Source organism: Pseudomonas citronellolis (assembly GCF_001586155.1).
Classification (GTDB): Bacteria; Pseudomonadota; Gammaproteobacteria; order Pseudomonadales; family Pseudomonadaceae; genus Pseudomonas; species Pseudomonas citronellolis.
In genome coordinates this window covers 6103919-6123436 of sequence record NZ_CP014158.1, presented here as the reverse complement: position 1 = coordinate 6123436, position 19518 = coordinate 6103919, and the positions used below count along the sequence as shown (strand labels likewise).

Annotated in this window: 17 protein-coding genes; 7 read left to right on the top strand and 10 right to left on the bottom strand. The window is 68.4% G+C overall.

Annotation, left to right across the window (positions count from 1 at the left end; genetic code table 11):
* Positions 1-30: 30 nt before the first annotated feature.
* Positions 31-246, top strand: coding sequence for a ribbon-helix-helix domain-containing protein (locus PcP3B5_RS26825; protein ID WP_009613188.1), 216 nt, complete (start codon positions 31-33; stop codon positions 244-246).
* Positions 240-605, top strand: a complete 366-nt coding sequence (locus PcP3B5_RS26820) for a type II toxin-antitoxin system VapC family toxin (RefSeq protein WP_043268833.1) — start codon at positions 240-242, stop codon at positions 603-605. The genes PcP3B5_RS26825 and PcP3B5_RS26820 overlap by 7 nt, the downstream gene beginning before the upstream one ends.
* Here PcP3B5_RS26820 and PcP3B5_RS26815 read toward each other — a convergent pair.
* The 9 genes from PcP3B5_RS26815 to PcP3B5_RS26775 all read right to left on the bottom strand — a co-directional run bounded on the left by PcP3B5_RS26815 (position 593) and on the right by PcP3B5_RS26775 (position 11240).
* Positions 593-1318, bottom strand: coding sequence for a DUF6796 family protein (locus PcP3B5_RS26815; protein WP_061562849.1), 726 nt, complete (start codon positions 1316-1318; stop codon positions 593-595). The genes PcP3B5_RS26820 and PcP3B5_RS26815 overlap by 13 nt on opposite strands.
* Positions 1315-1497 (bottom strand): hypothetical protein, encoded by a 183-nt coding sequence (locus tag PcP3B5_RS26810; RefSeq protein WP_061562848.1) that lies wholly within the window; start codon positions 1495-1497, stop codon positions 1315-1317. Before PcP3B5_RS26810 ends, PcP3B5_RS26815 begins: the two co-directional genes overlap by 4 nt.
* Positions 1494-2642: a PepSY-associated TM helix domain-containing protein gene (locus PcP3B5_RS26805; protein WP_061562847.1), complete on the bottom strand. Its 1149-nt coding sequence runs from the start codon at positions 2640-2642 to the stop codon at positions 1494-1496. The genes PcP3B5_RS26810 and PcP3B5_RS26805 overlap by 4 nt, the downstream gene beginning before the upstream one ends.
* Positions 2643-2649: 7 nt before the next feature.
* Positions 2650-5061, bottom strand: a complete 2412-nt coding sequence (locus tag PcP3B5_RS26800) for a TonB-dependent receptor (RefSeq protein ID WP_061562846.1) — start codon at positions 5059-5061, stop codon at positions 2650-2652.
* Between the two features lie 101 nt (positions 5062-5162).
* On the bottom strand, positions 5163-6131 hold the full coding sequence (locus PcP3B5_RS26795; RefSeq protein ID WP_061562845.1) for a FecR domain-containing protein: 969 nt from the start codon (positions 6129-6131) through the stop codon (positions 5163-5165).
* A complete protein-coding gene (locus PcP3B5_RS26790; protein WP_043268844.1) occupies positions 6128-6634 on the bottom strand; it encodes a sigma-70 family RNA polymerase sigma factor in 507 nt (168 codons plus the stop codon). The genes PcP3B5_RS26795 and PcP3B5_RS26790 overlap by 4 nt, the downstream gene beginning before the upstream one ends.
* A gap of 128 nt (positions 6635-6762) precedes the next feature.
* On the bottom strand, positions 6763-8718 hold the full coding sequence (gene betT / locus PcP3B5_RS26785; protein ID WP_058073012.1) for a choline BCCT transporter BetT: 1956 nt from the start codon (positions 8716-8718) through the stop codon (positions 6763-6765).
* 755 nt (positions 8719-9473) lie between these two features.
* The gene (locus PcP3B5_RS26780; RefSeq protein WP_061562844.1) at positions 9474-10370 is read right to left on the bottom strand and encodes a sigma 54-interacting transcriptional regulator; all 897 of its coding nucleotides are present in this window, start codon (positions 10368-10370) and stop codon (positions 9474-9476) included.
* A gap of 90 nt (positions 10371-10460) precedes the next feature.
* Positions 10461-11240, bottom strand: a complete 780-nt coding sequence (locus PcP3B5_RS26775) for a MetQ/NlpA family ABC transporter substrate-binding protein (protein ID WP_061562843.1) — start codon at positions 11238-11240, stop codon at positions 10461-10463.
* A 426-nt stretch (positions 11241-11666) separates the two neighbouring features.
* On the opposite strand from PcP3B5_RS26775, the gene PcP3B5_RS26770 reads away from it, so the two are divergent.
* The 3 genes from PcP3B5_RS26770 to PcP3B5_RS26760 are packed head-to-tail and all read left to right on the top strand — an operon-like array spanning position 11667 to position 14270.
* Positions 11667-13103 (top strand): cytochrome ubiquinol oxidase subunit I, encoded by a 1437-nt coding sequence (locus PcP3B5_RS26770; RefSeq protein ID WP_058488316.1) that lies wholly within the window; start codon positions 11667-11669, stop codon positions 13101-13103.
* Positions 13104-13105: 2 nt separating this feature from the next.
* Positions 13106-14113, top strand: coding sequence for a cytochrome d ubiquinol oxidase subunit II (cydB, locus tag PcP3B5_RS26765; RefSeq protein WP_043318694.1), 1008 nt, complete (start codon positions 13106-13108; stop codon positions 14111-14113).
* 10 nt (positions 14114-14123) lie between these two features.
* Entirely contained in the window at positions 14124-14270 is a 147-nt protein-coding gene (locus PcP3B5_RS26760; RefSeq protein ID WP_009613174.1) for a DUF2474 domain-containing protein, read from the top strand.
* 376 nt (positions 14271-14646) lie between these two features.
* Here the strand turns inward: PcP3B5_RS26760 and PcP3B5_RS26755 are convergent, their stop codons facing one another.
* Entirely contained in the window at positions 14647-15858 is a 1212-nt protein-coding gene (locus PcP3B5_RS26755) for an MFS transporter (protein ID WP_061562842.1), read from the bottom strand.
* 301 nt (positions 15859-16159) lie between these two features.
* Here PcP3B5_RS26755 and PcP3B5_RS26750 point away from each other — a divergent pair, with 301 nt between their 5' ends.
* Together PcP3B5_RS26750 and PcP3B5_RS26745 are read left to right on the top strand one after the other, a co-directional pair.
* Positions 16160-18991: a xanthine dehydrogenase family protein molybdopterin-binding subunit gene (locus PcP3B5_RS26750; RefSeq protein WP_061562841.1), complete on the top strand. Its 2832-nt coding sequence runs from the start codon at positions 16160-16162 to the stop codon at positions 18989-18991.
* Entirely contained in the window at positions 18984-19517 is a 534-nt protein-coding gene (locus PcP3B5_RS26745) for a (2Fe-2S)-binding protein (RefSeq protein WP_009613171.1), read from the top strand. Before PcP3B5_RS26750 ends, PcP3B5_RS26745 begins: the two co-directional genes overlap by 8 nt.
* Position 19518 lies beyond the last annotated feature (1 nt).

The window sequence follows — 19518 nt, the reverse complement described above, 5'->3', positions numbered from 1 at the left end:
ATGTTATCGATATCACATATGGAGGGCGCCATGCGTACCCTGGTCGACATCCCCGCCGAACATCTCGAAGCGCTCAATGCCCTGGGCGAGCAACAGCAGCAATCGCGCGCCGCGCTGATCCGCGAGGCGGTCGCCGAGTATCTGGTCCGGCACCGCCGACAGGATGCCGAGGCCGCCTTCGGCCTGTGGAACGGCAGCGCCGGCGACGGCCTGGCCTACCAGGAGAAGGTGCGCGAGGAATGGTGAAGGCGCTGTTCGACACCAACATCCTCATCGACTACCTCAACGGCCACGAGCAGGCCCGCGACGAGTTGCGCCGCTACGATGACCCCGCCATCAGCATCGTCACCTGGATGGAGGTGATGATCGGCGCCACGCCCGCCACCGCCGCGGCCACCCGCGCCTTCCTCGACAGCTTCGCCCTGGTGCCGCTCGACGCGCCCGTCGCCGAGCGCGCCGTGGCGGTGCGCCAGGCGCTGCGGGTGAAGCTGCCGGACGCCATCATCAAGGCCAGCGCCGAAGTGCAGGGGCGCCTGCTGGTCACCCGCAACACCAGGGACTTCCCCGTCGACGACGCCGGCGTGCGCCTGCCCTACCGGCTCTGAGCCCCGCGCCGGGCGAACCACAGGCTGGAGAAGGCGTAGGCGACGAACCAGCCGATGTTGATGCCGGCGCCGCGCAGCCAGGTGCCCAGCGGCTCCGGTAGCACGGCGGGGACGAAGTGGCCCAGCACCCCCAGGCTCAGCGGGTTGAGCAGCAGCGCGCTGCTGCGCGGCAGGCGCGTGCGCCCGCAGGCGATGGCCAGGGTGAGCACGCCCAGCCCGGCCACCAGACCGCCCACTGCCGCCACCCAGGCGATCATCAGCAGGCGGTGGAACTGCTCGCCCAGCGCCAGCAGCGCCGGGTGGGCGTCCGCCGGCACCAGCAGGAGGGTCTTGTAGACCATCCCCAGGTGGTAGAAGGCGGCGTGGCCCAGCGGCGAGTAGGCGTTGCCGCAGACCAGCAGGGCGAACAGCGTCCAGGCCATCCAGCCCCGGCCGCGGGCGACCAGGAACCAGTGCCAGGCGCCGAGCAGGTACAGCGGCATGGCCAGCACCGCCACCAGGGCGCCGAAGGCCAGGCGCGGCTCGCTGTTGGGCAGCATGTAGTCCAGGCCTTCGAAGCTGATCCGCGCCAGGTAGCCCTGCAGCGGCGGGTAGTCGGCGAGGTTGGCCCGGGCGCCGAGCAGGCCGGCGTCGCCGATCATCCAGAACACCGCGGCCAGCAGTCCGGCGTAGCCGCACAGGCGCAGGGCGCGGTCGCCATAGATCGGGTTCATGGCGACGGCCTGCGGGCGCGGGCCAGCGCCGCCAGGATCACCGCCAGGGGAATGCCCAGGGCGAACCAGGACAGCGCGTCCCAGGGGCCGTCGCCGACCAGCGCGGAAATCAGCCCCACCAGGCTGAGCACGGCCAGCGCCAGGGGCCAGCGGAACACCCTCCACAGGTTGCGCTTCATGCCTCGCCCTCCGCGGCCAGGTGCCCGGCCTGCAGGTCGGCCAGGCGTTTCTCCTGGGTCTTGCGCCGGGCGAACCACAGGTACAGGCCGCTGCCGAGCACGACGATGGCCACCAGGTCGAGCAGCGTCCAGACGATCTTCAGCGGCAGCCCGCCGTAGTCGCCGAAGTGCAGCGGCTGCGAGAGGAACAGCGTCTTCACGTACAGCGGCATCTCGCGGATGTCGGTCAGCTCGCCGGTCTGCGCGTCCACCAGGGCCGGCTTGAGTAGGCGCTTGGTCAGCGGCGTGGCGCCGTGCATGAACACCGCGTAGTGGTGCTGGCTGCTGAACTGGGTGCCGGGGAAGCCGATGAAGCTCATGGTCATGTCCGGTGCCGCCGCCTGGGCGGTCTGCAGCGCCTTGTGCAGCGAGCCGTTGTCGGCCATGGGCGGCGCGTCGCGGTAGGGCGCGGTCATGTCGGCCAGCTGGTCGCTGCGCCAGAGCATGAGGATCGGCAGCGCCAGGGTGTTGATCACCCCGGTGGCGCCCACCACCAGCACCCAGGCCAGGGTGACGATGCCCAGCATGTTGTGCAGGTCCAGCCACTTCACCCGGCGGCTGCGCCTGGTGCGCACCGCGGCGAAGTCGAGCTTGCGCATGAAGGGCGTGTAGACCACCACCCCGGATACCAGCGAGGCCACCAGCAGCAGCCCCATGAAGCCGAGGAACAGGTAGCCGGGCAGGCCCATGAACAGGTCGGTGTGCAGCTTGAGCATCAGGTACATGAAGCCGCCGGGCGGCGGCTCCGGGTCGAAGAACTCGCCGGTGCGCGCGTCGAACGGCTGTACGTGGCCGATCTCAGGCGGCGGCACCAGGCTGGGCGCGGTGATCACCGCGCCCAGCGGCTCGTCGGGGTCGAACACCACGAAGCGCACCACCTCGCCCGGGCGCGCGGCCAGGGCGCGGGCCACCACGTCGTCGTAGTCGATGCGCGGCGACTCGGCGGTCAGCGGCTTGAGCTCCGGGTGCGGTTCCAGGTAGTGCTCGATCTCCTCGTGGAAGATCAGCGGCAGGCCGGTCAGGCACAGCAGCAGGAGGAACAGCGTGGACACCAGGCTGGTCCACTTGTGCACCAGGTACCAGGTGCGCAGGGCTTTCGCGGTCATGGGCGCCTCAGAAGTCCGCGGTCAGCGACAGCGACAGGGTGCGCGGCGAGCTGACGGTCATGTAGCCGTTGGACGCGGTCCAGTAGTCCTTGGCCAGCAGGTTCTCAAGGTTGGCCCGCGCCACCAGCGGCTTGCCGGCGACCTGGAAGGCATAGCTGGCGCCGACGTCGACGCGGTTCCAGTGCGGGACCTTGAGGTCGTTGGTGGTGTCCAGGTAGGCCGCGCCGGTATAGATCCAGCGGCCGTCGAGGGTCAGCCCCCGGACGAACGGGGTGTCCCAGCTCAGCCCCAGGTTGGCCTGGCGCCGCGGCACGCCGGGGGCGTCCTGGCCTTCGCTGGCGGGGTTGGCGGTCTTGCTCTGCTCGGCCTTGATGTAGGTGGCGCCGGCCAGCACGCGCAGGTTGTCGGTCAGTTCGCCGAACAGGCTCAGCTCGATGCCGCGGTTGCGCTGCTCGCCGTCGGCGCGGAACACGTTGTCGGCGTCGAGGAAGGCGTTGGGCTTCTTGATCTCGAACAGCGCCAGGGTGGTGGTGAAGCTGCCCAGTTCGTACTTGGCGCCGACCTCGTACTGCTCGGCCTTGTACGGCGCCAGCGCCTGGCCGGCGTTGGCCGCGGTGGAGGGCGGGGTGTCGCCCTGGCTCAGGCCCTGGATGTAGTTGGCGTACAGCGACAGCTCGTCCAGCGGCTTGACCAGCAGGCTGAACATCGGCGTCCAGGCGTGCTCGTCGTACTTGTTGGTGCGCGCCCCGCTGGACGGGTCGTAGTCCTTGGACTGCACCGTCTGCCGGCGCACGCCGGCGGTGAACTGCACGCGCTCGTCGAGGATCGACAGCTTGTCGGCCAGGGCCACGCCGGAAAGGTCGGTTTCGTTGGTCTTGGGGATGCCGCCGTCGAGGCTGGAGAAGTCCGGGATCGGCGTGTGCGGCGAGGTCTCGTAGAGGCTGCCCGGCTGTATGCCGGTGAACACGTAGACCATGCCCACGCGCTCGTGCAGGCGGTTGGCGCTGAAGGTCCAGTCGTGGCGCACCGCGCCGGTGTCGAAGTCGCCGCGCAGGCCGGCCTCGCCGGAGTAGGTGCGGCGGTCGGCGCGCTGGCGCGCCAGGCCGTTGATGATGTCGCCCTGGTTGCCGTTGAGGATGCTGTTGGCGGCGATGGTCTCGTAGTTGCTCTGCCGTCCGCCGACGCTGGCGAAGGCGGTGAGGTGGTCGCTGAGGTCGTACTCGCCGCGGTTGACCAGGGAGTAGTCCTCCTGGTCCAGGTAGGAATCGCGCAGGCCGAAGCGCGTCTTGGAGTCCGGCGCGTGGGGGATGCTGGTGGCGGTGCCGGTGATCACCGGGCGCACCACGCCTTCCAGGCTTTCCTTCTGGTACAGCAGGTCGCTGGACAGGCGCAGGCGCTCGCCGCGGAAGTCCAGGGCCAGGGACATCAGCGGGAACTCGCGGCTCTGGTGGTCGATGGCGGTGTCGCCGTTGCGGTACACGCCGTTGAAGCGCACGCCGAAGGCGTTGCCCTCGCCGAAGCGGCGGCCGATGTCCAGGTGGGTGCCGACCTGGGAGCGGTCGGTCCAGTCCAGGCTGACGCGGTTCAGCGGCTGGTCCTCGGCGCGCTTGGGCACCAGGTTGATGGTGCCGCCGACGCTGCCGCCGGGGGACATGCCGCCGAGCAGGGCGGTGGGGCCCTTGAGCACTTCGACGCGCTCGGCGAACTCGATCGGCACCCGCCAGTAGGGCAGCACGCCGTACAGGCCGTTGAGGGCGACGTCGGCGTTGTTCACGTTGAAGCCGCGGATGACGTAGGTGTCCACCAGGTCGCCGCGGCCGCCGACCACCCGCACCGACGGGTCGTTGGCCACCAGCAGGTCGGCGACGCTGCGCGCCTGCTGCGCCTCGATGGTCTGCGCGGTGTAGCTGGTGACGCTGAAGGGCGTGTCCATGAGGTCGGCGTTGCCCAGCATGCCCAGGCGCGCGCCGCTGGCCACCTGGCCGCCGGCATAGGCGGGCGGCAGCGTCTCGGCGCCGAGGCTGGCGGTGATGGTGCTGGCCGACAGGGCCACGGCGCCGTCGGTGGGCAGTGGCCGCAGCACGTAGCTGCCGTTGGCCTGGGGCTCGGCTTCCAGGCCGCTGCCGGCGAGCAGCGCGCTGAAGCCGCCGGTGACGTCGTAGCTGCCGTGCAGGCCAGTGGACTGGCGGCCGCGCAGTTGCGCGGCGTCGAACGACAGGGCCACCCCGGCGGCGCTGGCGAAGCGCCCGAGCACCTCGGCCAGCGGGCCGGCGGCGATGTCGTAGCGCGCGGCTTCCGCGGCTTGGGCCGTGGTGGCGGCGAGCGCGCCGGCGCCCAGGGCCAGGGCGATGGCCAGGGCCAGCGGTTTGTGCAACGAGCGGCTGCCGGTGGTCGGCGCCGGGGCGGTGTAGCGGTTCATGCAAGCTCCCCCAAGTTGGGCCAGATGGCCCGGAATAAGAGGGGGCCGGGCGAGGGCGGAAAAAAGTGCAAGGGCGGGCGGATTTTTTTCGCCCCCGGCGTTCAGGCGCGTGGCTGCACGCTGATCCAGAAGCGCGTATGGCGCACGATGCGCAGGTCGAAGCCGGATTCCAGAGCGGCCAGGGCCAGGTCGGTGTCGCCGATGGGGAAGTTGCCGGAGACCTTCAGGCCGGCCACCTGCGGGTCACAATGCAGCACGCCGTTGCGGTAGCGCGAGAGTTCCTCCAGCAGCTCGCCCAGCGGGCGGTCCACTGCGATCAGGCTGCCGGCCAGCCAGGCCGCGGTGTTGGCGTCGTTGTGCCGCAATTGGCCGAGTTCCAGCGCGTCGAGGTCGAGCTGCTCGCCGCCGTGCAGGATGCGGCTGCGCTGCGGCGCGGCCTGGGGGCGGACTTCCACGGCCTTGTCGAGCACGGCGACGCGGGTGCGGCCGTCGAGCAGGCGCACGCTGAAGCGGGTGCCCAGGGCGAGGATGCGCCCCTGCGGCGTCTCCACGCGGAAGGGCCGCGCGCTGCCGCTGGGGTCCGGCGCGGTGCTGACGAAGATTTCCCCGCGCAACAGGCGCAGCAGGCGTTGTCGGGGGTCGAAGAGCACGTCCACCGCGCTGTCGGTGTTGAGCGTCAGCGAGGAGCCGTCGGCCAGGGTGACTTCGTGGCGTTCACCGACTGCGCTGCGGTAGTCGGCCAGCCAGGCCTGCCAGGGCGTGTCGCGCCAGGCCAGCCAGGCCAGGGGCAGGCCCAGGGCGAGGCTGCCCAGGCCGCCGAGCATCTGCCGGCGCGACAGCGCGCGGGCGCCCAGCGTCGGCCCGGCCAGTTGCCCCGGCACCCGGGCGAACTGCTGGCGCACCTGCTCCACCCGGGCCCAGGCGTGCTGGTGTTCGGCGCTGGCGGCGTACCAGTGCTGCCAGGCGTTGCGGTCGGCATCGCTGGCCTGGCCGGAGTAGAGGCGCGCGTACCACTGGGCCGCGGCGCGGATGGCCTGGCGCTCGGTCTCGCTGGGAGTGGCGGTGCTCATGGCAGCATCAGGCAGCAGTGTTCCATGGCCTTGGCCATGTGGTTGTTCACCGTGCGCAGGGAAATGCCCTGGCGCTCGGCGATCTCGGCGTAGGTCAGGCCTTCCACCTGGGCCAGCAGGAAGCTGCGCTTGACCTTGGCGCCCAGGCCGTCGAGCAGGCGGTCGATCTCCATCAGCGCCTCGAACAGCAGGGCCTGGGTCTCCGGCGAGGGCTGCTCGTCTTCCGGCAGGCTGGCCAGGGCTTCCAGGTAGGCCTGTTCCAGCGCGCGGCGGCGAAAGTGGTCGACCATCAGGCCGCGGGCGACGGTGGCCAGGTAGTCGCGCGGCTCGCGGATTTCGCTGGCGTTGCGCGCGCGCAGCACGCGGACGAAGGTGTCCTGGGCCAGGTCGGCGGCATCGCAGGCGTTGCCCAGGCGGCGCCGCAGCCAGCCGTGCAGCCAGCCGTGGTGCTCGCTGTAGAGGTCGCGCAGGGCGTGCTGTGGGTCGAGGACGGTCGCCGACATGGGAATGGCCTGGAAAAATAATGGCCAATGATAATCACTATCAATTGCCTATTTCCAGGCCTCCCTTGGTCGCGTCTGGAAACTGTCTACGCAGCCATGCCGACGCATGGCGGATCGTAGACGGCTTCTCAGCGGACCAGATGCAGGAACTGCAGATGCCGCTCGTACTGGTCGAGCATGTCGTTGATGATCTGCTCCTTGCCGTAGCCCATCAGGTCGTAGTCCTGGCTGCCCTCGGCCAGGTGCACCTCGGCGCGGAAGTAGCGGCGGTTCTTCAGGTGCAGGCCGCCCATGCCGGCGCGGGCGAAGGACGGCGTGAAGTAGCCGCGCATCGATACCTGGTAGTAGAACGGGTGCTGCTCGCCGTGGCCGATCTCCAGGCTCAGCTCCAGGTTGCCCGGGTCGAGGTCGGCGTCCACCTGCAGACCCTTGTCGCGGAACACCTCCGCGACCTCGGCCATCGCCGGGCTGACCACGTCCGCCAGGAAGCGGTACACCTCGTCGCGGGTGGGGAAGTGCACGGCCTGGGAGATGCGCCGCTTCCAGCCGCCGGCCTTGGCCGCCAGCGGCGGCGCCAGGGAGTGGCTGCGCGCGCGCTGGCGCTGGGATTCGAGGTAGAAGGCCTTGTGCAGGCCCCACATCATCAGCAGCAGGATCAGCGAGAAGGGCAGCGAGGTGAGCACCACCGCTGATTTGAGCGCGTCGATGCTGCCGGCGAACAGCAGGCCGCCGGTGACCAGCGCGGTGGCCAGGCCCCAGAACACCCGCAGCCACTTGGGCCCGTCGTCGTCGGCGCTGCCGCCGCGGGCGGAGAGGGTGGAGAGCACCACGGTGCCGGAGTCGGCCGAGGTGACGAAGAACACGAAGCTGACCAGCACGGTCACGGCGATCAGCGCGCGGCTGCCGGGGTAGTCCTGCAGCAGCTGGTAGAGCGCCATCTGCGGCTCCGCCACGGCCACCCGGCCGAGTTCGACGGCGCCGTGGTTGAGCACCTGGTCCAGGGCGCTGTTGCCGAAGATCGACATCCACGCCAGGGTGAAGCCCAGGGGGATGAACAGCACGCCGAAGACGAATTCGCGGATGGTCCGCCCGCGGGAGATGCGCGCGATGAACAGGCCGACGAAGGGCGCCCAGGCGATCCACCAGGCCCAGTAGAACACCGTCCAGCCGCCCAGCCAGTCGCCGCCCTCGCCATAGGCGTAGAGGTCGAAGCTCTTGGTCGGCAACGCGCCCAGGTAGTCGCCGATGTTCTGCACCAGGGTGTTGAGCAGGTGCTGGGTGGGCCCGGCGAACAGCACGAACAGCAGCAGGCCGCAGGCCAGCAGCATGTTGATGTCGGACAGCAGGCGGATGCCCTTGTCCACGCCGGACACCGCCACGGCGATGGCTGCGCCCATCATCAGGGCGATCAGCGTCATCTGCACCGGGTGGCTGTGGGCCACGCCGAACAGGTAGTCGAGCCCGGCGTTGAGCTGCAGCACGCCGAAGCCCATGTCCGCACCCAGGCCGAACACGGTGGCGACGATGCCGAAGCAGTCCACGGTGTAGCCGATGGGCCCGTTGATGCGCTTGCCGATCAGCGGGTACAGCGCCGAGCGCAGCGCCAGCGGCAGGTTGTGGCGGTAGGCGAAGTAGGCCAAGGCCATGGCCACCAGGGCGAACACGCCCCAGCCGTGCAGGCCCCAGTGCAGGAACAGCAGCTGCATGGCCTGGCGCGCGGCCTCGGCGCCGCCGGCCGCGCCCTGGGGCGGCTGCAGGAAGTGCGTCAGCGGCTCGGACACGCAGAAGAAGAACAGGGTGATGCTGATGCCCGCGGCGAACAGCATGCCGGCCCAGGACAGGTAGCTGAATTCCGGCTCGTCGTGGTCGGCACCGAGCTTGATCTTCCCGTAGCCGGAAAGCGCGGTGACCACCACGAAGATCAGGTACAGCGTCATCGCCAGCAGGTAGTACCAGCCGACGTTGGCGGCGGCCCAGGCCTGGGCGTCGAGCAGCCATTGGCCGGCCTCGGCGGGAAAGCCGATGACCAGGGCGACGAACAACAGGATCAGCGCTGCCGCACCGTAGAAGACCGGTGGGTTCATGCGCATGGCGGGGATGGGTGGCGCGGTGACGGAGGGGGAGGGAACGGCGGACAAAACGGGCGGGGTTCCTCGTGTTTTTAATTGATCAACCAATCAATATAAACACGAAAGGCCGGGCCAGGGCCAATCCTCGGGACCGATGGTCCCGCCGCCGGCCCCGTGCGGGGGCCGAGCGGAGCGGGTACTGCTTTACTTGCGGCGGCGCTTCACGCGGCGGACTTCACGGCGTTCCGGATCGACCTGCTGAGGTACGTTGAGGAAAGCGGTGGCGGCGAAAAAGCTGGCAAGAGCGGCAAAGCTGGTCACGATAGTCTCCAAAGGCGCCGGGGAAATTGGGTCCCGACTGCCTGACAGCCATTTTCCCTGATCTTCATGACAAAAAGAAGTTGATGCGCCTGATGATCGGTATCGGTGTGGTCGATGAGGCTGCTTTTTTATGTAAATGTCAGAGAAATTCCTGTTTTTGACCTTTCCATCAGGATTCCCTGCTGCCGGCGGCGGGGTAGGCGAATCGTTTCACTGCGACCATTCGTCGCTTTTCGCGGATGTTCGGGGCGCGGGGCCGATTTTTCGCGGGGGCCGAGCTCCTTGCAGGAGCGCGCATGGCTTTTCGTAGGATGGTGTTGAGCGAAGCGATACCCATCAGCGCAACCGCATGGGTTTCGCAAGCTCAACCCATCCTACGAAAAGCACTCTGGTGCGGCTTGCAAGACAGTTGCTCCTACATTGCAGGCGAGCAGAAGAGCAGCTCGGTGTTACGGGAGCGGGTCTTCTTCCAATAACGCGCGCAACTGTTCGCGCACGCCGGGCCGGCGCAGCAGCTGGCGCAGGTCCGCCGGCGCGGCTTCGGGCAGGTTCAGGTGCTGCGGCTGGATTTCCGCGCCCGGGCTGACCAGCAGGGCGAAGTGGATGACGTTCTCCAGCTCGCGGATGTTGCCCGGCCAGGGGTAGGCTTCCAGCGCCGCCTGGGTCGCTTCGCCGATGTGCGGCACCGGCAGGTCCAGGCGCTGGGCGTGGATGCCGAGGAAGTATTCGGCCAATGGCAGGATGTCGCCGATGCGCTGGCGCAGCGGCGGCAGTTCCAGGTCGCCGTCCACCAGGTATTGCCGCAGCGGCTCTAGGAACTTGCCGGCCGCCACCGCCTGGCCCAGGTCGATGCTGGTGGCCACCACCAGGCGCACGTCCACCGGGATCGGCTCGCGGGCGCCGACGCGCAGCACTTCGCGTTCCTGCAGCACGCGCAGGAGTTTTTCCTGCAAGGCCAGCGGCAGGTCGGCGATCTCGTCCAGGTACAGGGTGCCGCCGTTGGCCGAGCCCAGCCAGCCGGCGCGGCTGCCCACCGGGCCGTTGTGGGCGCCGGGGGCGTAGCCGAACAGCTCGGCCTCGGCGAAGTTGCGGCTCAGCGCGCTGCAGCTGACCGCGACGAACAGCCCGGGGCGCTCGCTGGCGCGGTGGATGTGCCGGGCCAGCAGTTCCTTGCCGGTGCCGGTCTCGCCGCGGATCAGCACCGGCTGCAGGCCCGGGGCCAGGCGCTCGACCTCGTCGCGCACCTGGTGCGAACGCGGGTCGAAGAACACCAGCGCCTTGGCGCGGATGCTCAGCGGGCTCTTGTCGGCGTCGGGGAAGGTCAGCAGCGGTTGGGGGACTTTCATCTGCGCGATCTCGAAATGAAAACGCCGGTGCGGATGCTCACCGGCGTGGGGGATGGGCGGCGCTGCGCGGCGCCGCCGGCTGGGCATCGATCAGAAGGCGGGGATCACCGCGCCGTCGTATTTCTTCTCGATGAAGGCCTTCACTTCCGGGCTGGTCAGGGCCGCGGAGAGTTTCTTCAGGGCGTCGCTGTCCTTGTTGTCCGGGCGCGCCACCAGGTAGTTCACGTAGGGCGAGTTGCGGTCTTCGAGGATCAGGGCGTCCTTCACCGGGTTGAGCTTGGCTTCCAGGGCGTAGTTGGTGTTGATCAGGTCCAGGTCGACCTGGTCCAGCACGCGCGGCAGCAGGGCCGATTCCAGCTCCTTGAACTTCAGGTGCCTGGGGTTCTCGGCGATGTCTTTCGGCGTGGCCAGGGCGTTGTGCGGGTCCTTCAGCTTGATGACGCCGGCCTTCTGCAGCAGGAGCAGGGCGCGGCCGCTGTTGCTGCCCTCGTTGGGCAGGGCCACGGTGGCGCCGTCGGGCAGCTCGGCCAGGGACTTGTACTTCTTCGAGTAGCCGCCGAAGGGCTCGACGTGCACGCCGGTCACGGTGACCAGGTTGGTGCCCTTGCCCTTGTTGAAGTTGTCCAGGTACGGCTTGGTCTGGAAGTAGTTGGCGTCCAGGCGCTTCTCGGCCACCTGCACGTTGGGCTGCACGTAGTCGGTGAAGACCTTGACCTCCAGGTCCACCCCTTCCTTGGCCAGGGTCGGCTTGATCAGCTCGAGGATTTCCGCGTGGGGCACCGGAGTGGCGGCCACCACCAGTTTCTCGTTGGCGTTGACCGAGGCGCTGAAGGCGGCGGCGAGGGCAGTGATGAGCAGCAGTTTCTTCATGACGGCGTCCTTGTAGGGCAGCGTGCCGGGCAGGTCGCGCTCGTGGCGGCGACGCGGGCGGCGGGGGTTGGCTCCGGCGCCTCTGCGGGCGCCGTTGGAGCGAAAGCTACCGGGATTTTTTATTCCATTAAAATATTATTTATTCATTTTTATATGACTGAAATTCATATTCAGACTGAGGCAAGCTGCCGCGCGGCAACCCGCCACGGCGGCATTTTCCGGGGGCGGGGGTACCATCGACGGGCTTTCTTGAGCTGCGTCAATGCACGCCCTGCTAGTCTTTGCTTGGCGTACCGCCGCGACCACAGGTCCGCCGGCCCGAACAAGAATCCGATTCCAGGATCACCACTGAAACTGTCGGCTCCCGTGGGCCGGCGAGTTGCCCGCTGCGTGCGACGACGGGCGTCACCCTGAAGAGGAAACGTCATGTTGGGTCTAGAGGCGTTGGAACTGGCGCGTATGCAGTTCGCCTTTACCGTCTCCTTCCACATCATCTTCCCCGCCATCACCATCGGTCTGGCCAGTTACCTGGCCGTGCTCGAAGGGCTGTGGCTGAAGAGCGGCCAGGAGGTCTACCGCGACCTCTATCACTTCTGGTCGAAGATATTCGCGGTGAACTTCGGCATGGGCGTGGTCTCCGGGTTGGTGATGGCCTACCAGTTCGGCACCAACTGGAGCCATTTCTCTGCCTACGCCGGGAGCATCACCGGGCCCTTGCTGACCTACGAGGTGCTCACCGCGTTCTTCCTCGAGGCGGGCTTTCTCGGCGTGATGCTGTTCGGCTGGAACCGCGTCGGCCCGGGCCTGCACTTCTTCGCCACGGTGATGGTGGCCCTGGGCACGCTGATGTCGACCTTCTGGATTCTCGCCTCCAACAGCTGGATGCAGACCCCGCAGGGCTTCGAGATCGTCGACGGGCGGGTGATCCCGGTGGACTGGCTGGCGGTGATCTTCAACCCGTCCTTCCCCTACCGCCTGCTGCACATGTCCATAGCCGCCTTCCTCGCCACCGCCTTCTTCGTCGGCGCCTCGGCGGCCTGGCACCTGCTGCGCGGGCGCGACAACCCGGCGATCCGCAAGATGCTCTCCATGGCCATGTGGATGGCGCTGCTGGTAGCGCCCATCCAGGCCATGATCGGCGACGCCCACGGGCTGAACACCCTGGAGCACCAGCCGGCGAAGATCGCCGCCATCGAAGGCCACTGGGACAACGCCGAAGGCGGCCCGACGCCGCTGATCCTGTTCGGCTGGCCGGACATGCAGCGCGAGGAAACCCGCTTCAAGGTCGAGATCCCGGTGCTCGGCAGCCTGATCCTGCGCCACAGCCTGACCGAGCCGATCCCGGCGCTGAAGGACTTCCCGCGCGAGGACCGGCCCAACTCCACCATCGTCTTCTGGTCGTTCCGCATCATGGCCGGCCTGGGCATGCTGATGATCCTGGTCGGCGTCTGGAGCCTGTGGCTGCGCTGGCGCGAGGGGCTGTACCGCAACCGCGCCTTCCTGCGCCTGGTGCTGTGGATGGGCCCCTCGGGGCTGCTGGCGCTGCTCGCCGGCTGGTTCACCACCGAGGTCGGCCGCCAGCCCTGGGTGGTCTACGGGCTGATGCGCACCGCCGACGGCGTGTCCAACCACAGCACCCTGCAGATGAGCCTGACCCTGGTGATGTTCGTGCTGGTGTATTTCTCGCTGTTCGGCGTGGGCATCGGCTACATGATGCGCCTGGTGCGCAAGGGCCCGGTCACCGACGAGGGCCGCGAGCACAACGAGGGCGGCGCCGGTCGCCAGCGCACCGCGGCGCGGCCGCTGTCGGCCACCGCCGAGGGCTTCGACGAGGATGACGACCACCCGGCGGGGAGGAACTGAGCATGGGTATCGACCTTCCGCTGATCTGGGCGGTGATCATCATCTTCGGCGTGATGATGTACGTGGTGATGGACGGCTTCGACCTCGGCATCGGCATGCTCTACCCGTTCTTCAAGGACGAGCGCGACCGCGACGTGATGATGAACACGGTGGCGCCGGTGTGGGACGGCAACGAGACCTGGCTGGTGCTGGGCGGCGCGGGGCTGTTCGGCGCCTTCCCGATGGCCTATTCGGTGGTGCTCTCGGCGCTGTACCTGCCGCTGGTGCTGATGCTGGTGGGGCTGATCTTCCGCGGCGTGGCCTTCGAGTTCCGCTTCAAGGCCAAGGCGCACAAGCGGCACATCTGGGACAAGGCCTTCATCGGCGGCTCGCTGGCGGCGACCTTCTTCCAGGGTGTGGCGCTGGGCGCCTTCATCGAGGGCCTGCCGGTGGTCGACGGGCAGTACGCCGGCGACTCGCTGGCCTGGCTGGCGCCCTTCCCGCTGTTCTGCGGCCTGGGCCTGATCGTGGCCTACAGCCTGCTGGGCTGCACCTGGCTGATCATGAAGACCGAGGGCAAGCTGCAGGAACGCATGCACGACCTGGCGCGGCCATTGGCGCTGGTGCTGCTGGCGGTGATCGGCATCGTCAGCCTGTGGACGCCGCTGGCCCACGCCGAGATCGCCCAGCGCTGGTTCAGCCTGCCCAACCTGTTCTGGTTCGCCCCGGTGCCGCTGCTGGTGCTGCTGACCTTCTACGCCCTGCTGCGCTCGGTGGCGCGCAACGACAACGCGCTGCCCTTCGTGCTCACCCTGGTGCTGATCTTCCTCGGCTACAGCGGCCTGGGCATCAGCCTGTGGCCGAACATCATCCCGCCGGGGGTGAGCATCCAGGCCGCCTCGGCGCCGCCGCAGAGCCAGGGCTTCATGCTGGTGGGCGCGCTGTTCATCATCCCCTTCATCCTCGGCTACACCGCCTGGAGCTACTACGTGTTCCGCGGCAAGGTGAAGCACGGCGATGGCTACCACTGAGGGCCGGGCGATGAAACCGCAAACCGTGAAGGCACCGCTGTACAAGCGCCTGGGCTGGCTGGTGCTGATCTGGGCGGGCAGCGTCGCTGCGCTGGGCGTGGCGGCGTGGCTGATGCGCCTGTTGATGAATGCGGCGGGGTTGGGGACGCCGCACTGAGACTCCCACTTGGGCGCCTTCGGGCGCCTGTAGCCCTCGCTTTGGCGGGGGCTTTTTTATTGGGGGGCTTTTGGGCTTTTCGTAGGAGCGAGCTTGCTCGCGAACAGAGTTCCCCGGCGATTCTGGAGTTCGGGTTTCAGAGCGCCCTCTTCCCAGCCCTCTCCCTGAAGGGAGAGGGGGCTAGTCCGTGCCGAGAACGATATGGTTTCCGCCGGAAACACCATACCTGCCGGCTAACTCCAGAACGCCCGACTCTGCCCAACGGTCCCCTCTCCCTTCAGGGAGAGGGTTAGGGAGAGGGAGCGGAGTCAACCTCAGGCGCTGTAGCGACAGGGAAACGCCGTTCGCGAGCAAGCTCGCTCCTACGAAGAGCGCCTCAGTGCAGCTTGTCCCTCTTCGCCAACGTCGGAAACAGCCTCATCCACGCCCCGGTCACAACCAGCGTCCCCACGCCGCCGATGACCACCGCCGGCACCGTGCCGAACCAATGCGCCGTCAGCCCCGACTCGAACTCGCCGAGCTGGTTGCTGGCGCCGATGAACAGCCCGTTCACCGCGCTGACGCGGCCGCGCATCTCGTCCGGGGTTTCCAGCTGCACGAAGGCGCCGCGGATCACCATGCTGATCATGTCCGCCGCGCCCAGCACCACCAGCACGCCCAGGGACAGCCAGAAGGAGGTGGACAGGCCGAAGGCGATGGTCGCCACGCCGAAGATGCCCACCGCCAGGAACATGATGCGCCCGACGTTGCGCTCGATGGGGAAGCGCGCCAGCCAGAACGACATCAGCAGCGCGCCCAGCGCCGGTGCCGAGCGCAGCAGGCCCAGGCCCCAGGGGCCGGTGAGCAGGATGTCCTTGGCGAACACCGGCAGCAGCGCGGTGGCGCCGCCCAGCAGCACGGCGAACAGGTCCAGGGAGATGGCGCCGAAGATGTCCGGGCGGCTGCGGATGAAATGGATGCCGGCCATCAGCGAGGCCAGGCTGGCCTTGCCCTGGATGCCGTTCTGCCGGCGCACCTGCAGGCTCAGCGACAGCGCGCAGGCCATGAAGTACAGCAGCGTGGTCGGCGCGTACACCCAGAAGGCGCCGAAGGCGTAGAGCAGGCCGCCCAGGGCCGGCGCGGCGATGGTCGCCGCCTGCATGGCCGAGGCCGAGGCCGCCACCGCGCGGGGGAAGAGGGCGCTGGGCACGATGTTCGGCAGCAGGGCCTGGGTGGTCGGCATCTCGAAGGAGCGCGCGCTGCCGAGCAGGAAGGCCAGCACGAAGATCATCTCGCGGGTCACGCTGCCGGTGCTGGCGCCCAGCACCAGGGCCAGCGCCACCAGGCCCTGGGCCACCTGGCACAGGGCGGCGACCTTGCGCCGGTCGTAGCGGTCGGCGACGTGCCCGGTGTGCAGCATGAACAGCACCCGCGGCAGGAACTCCACCAGGCCCACCAGGCCGAGGTCGAGCACGTTGTGGGTCAGCTCGTACATGTGCCAGCCGATGGCCACGGTAAGCATCTGGAAACCACTGGCGGTGCACACGCGGGCGAGCCAGAAGGCGAGGAAGGGACGGTGGCGGAGCAGCGAGGTGGCTTCGGCGGACATGGTGCGCGGACGACTGGTTAGGGAGCTAAGCAAAGGCCGGTGAGCGTAGCACGCCGTAACAAATTCGGTAGGCATTTTCCTTCAGACGAGTGGACGGCCACGGCGCATTCGGTTCGCTGACCGCCCTGCTTAACTTTTGCCTGAGGCGTGCGATTTGGGTAAAGTTGACGTATCGGTCAGGATTTTCCGTAGGACGACGCGGCCCGCAACGCCGTCGTCGCGCCGTTCCACGCCTCGGTTCCGCCGGTTCCAGAACTCCATAACGACATGGGCGGGTAGTGCACCGCCCAGAGGATGATCCATGTCCAACCGTGATATCTCCCGGCGCGCCTTCCTCCAGGGCGGTCTGATCGCCGGCGTGAGCGTCACCCTGGCGCCGCTGGGCAGCCGGGCTTTCGCTGCCTTGATGGAGAAGAGCGTGACGGTGCCGGCCGAGCAGTGGCTCGGCCATGACGGCAAGGTGCGCTTGCGCAACGACGCCATTTCCAAGGTCTGCGGCAACAAGGTGTTCGCCCGTGACATCCGCGCGAAAGACATGCCCGGCTGGCCGCAGCAGCAGGGCCACGCCATGCTGCTGAAGACGCTCAAGGCCGACCGTATCTACGAAGGCTACGACCTCGCCTGGCTGGGCGACGACCTGCAGCCGGACCGCATCGTCACCGCCGAGGACCTGGCCAAAGACGGCATCGCCTTCCCCGAGGCCCACGGGCCGGACCCGCTGCTGCCTACCGGCAAGGTGCCGATGTTCATCGGCCACCCGGTGGCCATCCTCATCTGGCATGACTTCGAGCGCTTCCGCCGGGCCAAGCTCAAGCTGAAGTTCAACGACAAGGCTATCCGCTACGGCGCCCAGGCGCCGCTGTACCAGGGCGACCCCTACGGCAGCTTCCGCTACGTGCGGGTGGGCGGGAAGACCTCGGCCGACGAGGACGAGTTCTCCAGCCTCAAGGCCTCGATCCTCTTCCCGATGATCCGCAACCGCAAGCCGGTGTGGGACCAGCAGCCCAGCCAGCACGGCAACCTCACCGAGCAGGGCCTGTTCTACGCGCAGAAGATCAAGGACCAGGTGGACAACCCGCCGGCCGACTGGCTGGTCTTCGACGAGCGCTACAGGACGCCGTCCATCGAGCCCGCCGCGCTGGAACCGGACAACGGCAACGGCTGGTACGACCCGGCCAGCAAGACCCTGCACTTCGTGGTCGCCAGCCAGTGCCCGTTCGAGGCCGCCTACGAGACGGTGCACATGATCGCGCCGTCGCGCTTCGGCCTGGCCACGCTGAACATCCACCCCGGCTACACCGTCGGCTACGGCTCCAAGGACCACAACATCTTCGTCTACTACGCGGCCCTCGCCGCGCTGTACGGCGAAGGCGTGCCAGTGCGCCTGGCCAACGACCGCTACGAGCAGTTCCAGAGCGGCATCAAGCGCCACGCCTTCGACATCCATTACCAACTGGCGGTGGACAAGAAGGACCTGGGCTTCCGCATCTTCCGCGCCGAGATGAGCCTGGACGGCGGCGGCCGCGCCAACTACAGCGCCTCGGTGGCCGCCGTGGGCGCCACCGCCGCGCAGTCCATCTACTACATGCCGCAGAGCGACCTGCAGGCCACCGCCTACCATTCGCGCGGCGTCGAGGCCGGCTCCATGCGCGGCTACGGCACCCTGCAGAGCATGGCTTCCACCGAGATGATGGTGGACGAGATCGCCGAGCGCCTGGGCGTCGACCCCATCGAACTGCGCCGGCGCAACGCGCTGGTCTCGGGCATGAAGAACACCCAGGGCGCGGTGCCCGCCGGCGCCCTGCGCCTGCACGAGATCCTCGACAAGGCCGCCGCCCACGAGGTGTGGAAGAACCGCGCCGAGCGCAAGCAGCAGTTCGACGCGCAGGACCCGGACAACTGGTACGGCGTCGGCTTCGCCATCTGCCAGAAGGACTTCGGCACCGGCTCCGAGGCGCCCATGGCCAGCCTGGAGTTCGACGCCGAAGGGCGCATCCAGCTGCGCCACATCGGCATCGAGATCGGCACCGGCATGTCCACCTCCCAGGCCCTGGTGGCCGCCGACTTCCTCGGCCGCCCGGCGGACGAGGTGAAGACCGCCGAGACGCAGTGGCCGGAGCTGCAGCTGCTCAGCGGCGAAGACCCCTACACCATGAGTCAGGCCACCCAGGACGAGAAGCTGCGCAACCCGCGCTGGGTGGGCAAGTACGCCTCGGCGTCCTCGGCCACCAACTCGGCCTACTACTTCAGCCACGCCACCCGCGAGGCGGCGCGCGTGCTGTTCAACCACGGCCTGTGGCCGGCGGCCCTGGAAATCTGGCGCCAGGGCCCCTACGGCGGCCAGGCCAACCCCTACGTGGTGCGCCGCGAGGACGCCCACTGGGTGAACGGCGAACTCACCGCCAACGGCATGCAGCCGCTGCCCTTCGCCGTGCTGGCCAAACGCGCCCACGAGCGCGGCCTGGTCACCGGCGCCACGGTGCACGCCTTCAACCGCTGGAGCTGGGCCGAGTGCGAGTTCAGCATCGACGGCGTCAGCGAGCGCCTGCCGCTGGACGGCCTGGCGGTGAAGTACGGCGACGGCGCGCCGCAGGCGAAGAAGGCGCAGATGACCAGCGCCGGTTTCCACCTGCTGGACCGCAGGAACGTGAACTACCCGCCGGTGCAGCTGAACAACGCCGCGGTCACCTACTACAGCCCGGTGGCCACCCTGGTGGAGCTGAAGGTCAACAAGGGCAGCCACGAGGTGCAGGTGCTCAACCACCACTCCTGGGTCGAGTGCGGCCGGGTGCTGGTGCCGGAGCTGGTCAAGGGCCAGATCGAGGGCGGCACCGCCATGGGTCTGGGCCACGCGCTGCTGGAGGAAATGCCGCTGCACGAGGGCGGCCCGGCCGAGGGCGACTGGAACTTCAACCGCTACCGCCTGCCGCACGCCAAGGACGTGGCGGTGTGGCAGCAGACCTCGGAGATCCTCCCGCCGCTGTCGCCCAGCGACCCGTCCAAGGGCATCGCCGAAGTGGTGATGATCCCCATCGCCGGCGCCGTGGGCAACGCCATCGCCCACGCCATCGGCAAGCGCGTCCGCGACCTGCCCGCCACCCCCGCCCGCATCAAGGAGGCCCTCAATGGCTAAGCTCCAGCTGACCCTCAACGGTCAAGGCGTCGGCCCGGTCGAGGTCCCCGAAGACCTGCCGATGATCGACTACCTGCACGAATACCAGAACCTCACCGGCTCGCGCCTGGGCTGCGGCCAGGGCATCTGCCACGCCTGCGTGGTGATCGTCGACAACCCCGACGGCACCAGCGAGGAAGTGCGCACCTGCATCACCGGCGCCAACTGGTTCGACGGCAAGAAGGTGCGCACCATCGAAGGCCACGCCAAGCGCGATGCGCAGGGCCAGGTGAGCGAGCTGAACCCGATCCAGCAGAAGTTCGTCGAGCGCTTCGCCTTCCAGTGCAGCTACTGCGCGCCGGGCTTCGTCAACGCCGCCACCGTGCTGGTGGAAAAGGCCCAGCGCCAGCCGCTGAAGAAAAGCGAGCTGGAGTCGGCGATCGAGGCCAGCCTCGGCCACCACATCTGCCGCTGTACCGGTTACGTGCGCTACTACAACGCCACCGCCGAGGTCCTCAGCGACCTCGGCCTGGTCAAGGAGGGCTGAG

Excerpts from the sequence above, each read along its gene's own strand:
- PcP3B5_RS26825 (WP_009613188.1), top strand. The coding sequence starts at position 31 with ATGCGTACCCTGGTCGACATCCCCGCCGAACATCTCGAAGCGCTCAAT.
- PcP3B5_RS26820 (WP_043268833.1), top strand. The coding sequence starts at position 240 with ATGGTGAAGGCGCTGTTCGACACCAACATCCTCATCGACTACCTCAAC.
- PcP3B5_RS26815 (WP_061562849.1), bottom strand. The coding sequence starts at position 1,318 with ATGAACCCGATCTATGGCGACCGCGCCCTGCGCCTGTGCGGCTACGCC.
- PcP3B5_RS26810 (WP_061562848.1), bottom strand. The coding sequence starts at position 1,497 with ATGAAGCGCAACCTGTGGAGGGTGTTCCGCTGGCCCCTGGCGCTGGCC.
- PcP3B5_RS26805 (WP_061562847.1), bottom strand. The coding sequence starts at position 2,642 with ATGACCGCGAAAGCCCTGCGCACCTGGTACCTGGTGCACAAGTGGACC.
- PcP3B5_RS26800 (WP_061562846.1), bottom strand. The coding sequence starts at position 5,061 with ATGAACCGCTACACCGCCCCGGCGCCGACCACCGGCAGCCGCTCGTTG.
- PcP3B5_RS26795 (WP_061562845.1), bottom strand. The coding sequence starts at position 6,131 with ATGAGCACCGCCACTCCCAGCGAGACCGAGCGCCAGGCCATCCGCGCC.
- PcP3B5_RS26790 (WP_043268844.1), bottom strand. The coding sequence starts at position 6,634 with ATGTCGGCGACCGTCCTCGACCCACAGCACGCCCTGCGCGACCTCTAC.
- betT (WP_058073012.1), bottom strand. The coding sequence starts at position 8,718 with ATGAACCCACCGGTCTTCTACGGTGCGGCAGCGCTGATCCTGTTGTTC.
- PcP3B5_RS26780 (WP_061562844.1), bottom strand. The coding sequence starts at position 10,370 with ATGAAAGTCCCCCAACCGCTGCTGACCTTCCCCGACGCCGACAAGAGC.
- PcP3B5_RS26775 (WP_061562843.1), bottom strand. The coding sequence starts at position 11,240 with ATGAAGAAACTGCTGCTCATCACTGCCCTCGCCGCCGCCTTCAGCGCC.
- PcP3B5_RS26770 (WP_058488316.1), top strand. The coding sequence starts at position 11,667 with ATGTTGGGTCTAGAGGCGTTGGAACTGGCGCGTATGCAGTTCGCCTTT.
- cydB (WP_043318694.1), top strand. The coding sequence starts at position 13,106 with ATGGGTATCGACCTTCCGCTGATCTGGGCGGTGATCATCATCTTCGGC.
- PcP3B5_RS26760 (WP_009613174.1), top strand. The coding sequence starts at position 14,124 with ATGAAACCGCAAACCGTGAAGGCACCGCTGTACAAGCGCCTGGGCTGG.
- PcP3B5_RS26755 (WP_061562842.1), bottom strand. The coding sequence starts at position 15,858 with ATGTCCGCCGAAGCCACCTCGCTGCTCCGCCACCGTCCCTTCCTCGCC.
- PcP3B5_RS26750 (WP_061562841.1), top strand. The coding sequence starts at position 16,160 with ATGTCCAACCGTGATATCTCCCGGCGCGCCTTCCTCCAGGGCGGTCTG.
- PcP3B5_RS26745 (WP_009613171.1), top strand. The coding sequence starts at position 18,984 with ATGGCTAAGCTCCAGCTGACCCTCAACGGTCAAGGCGTCGGCCCGGTC.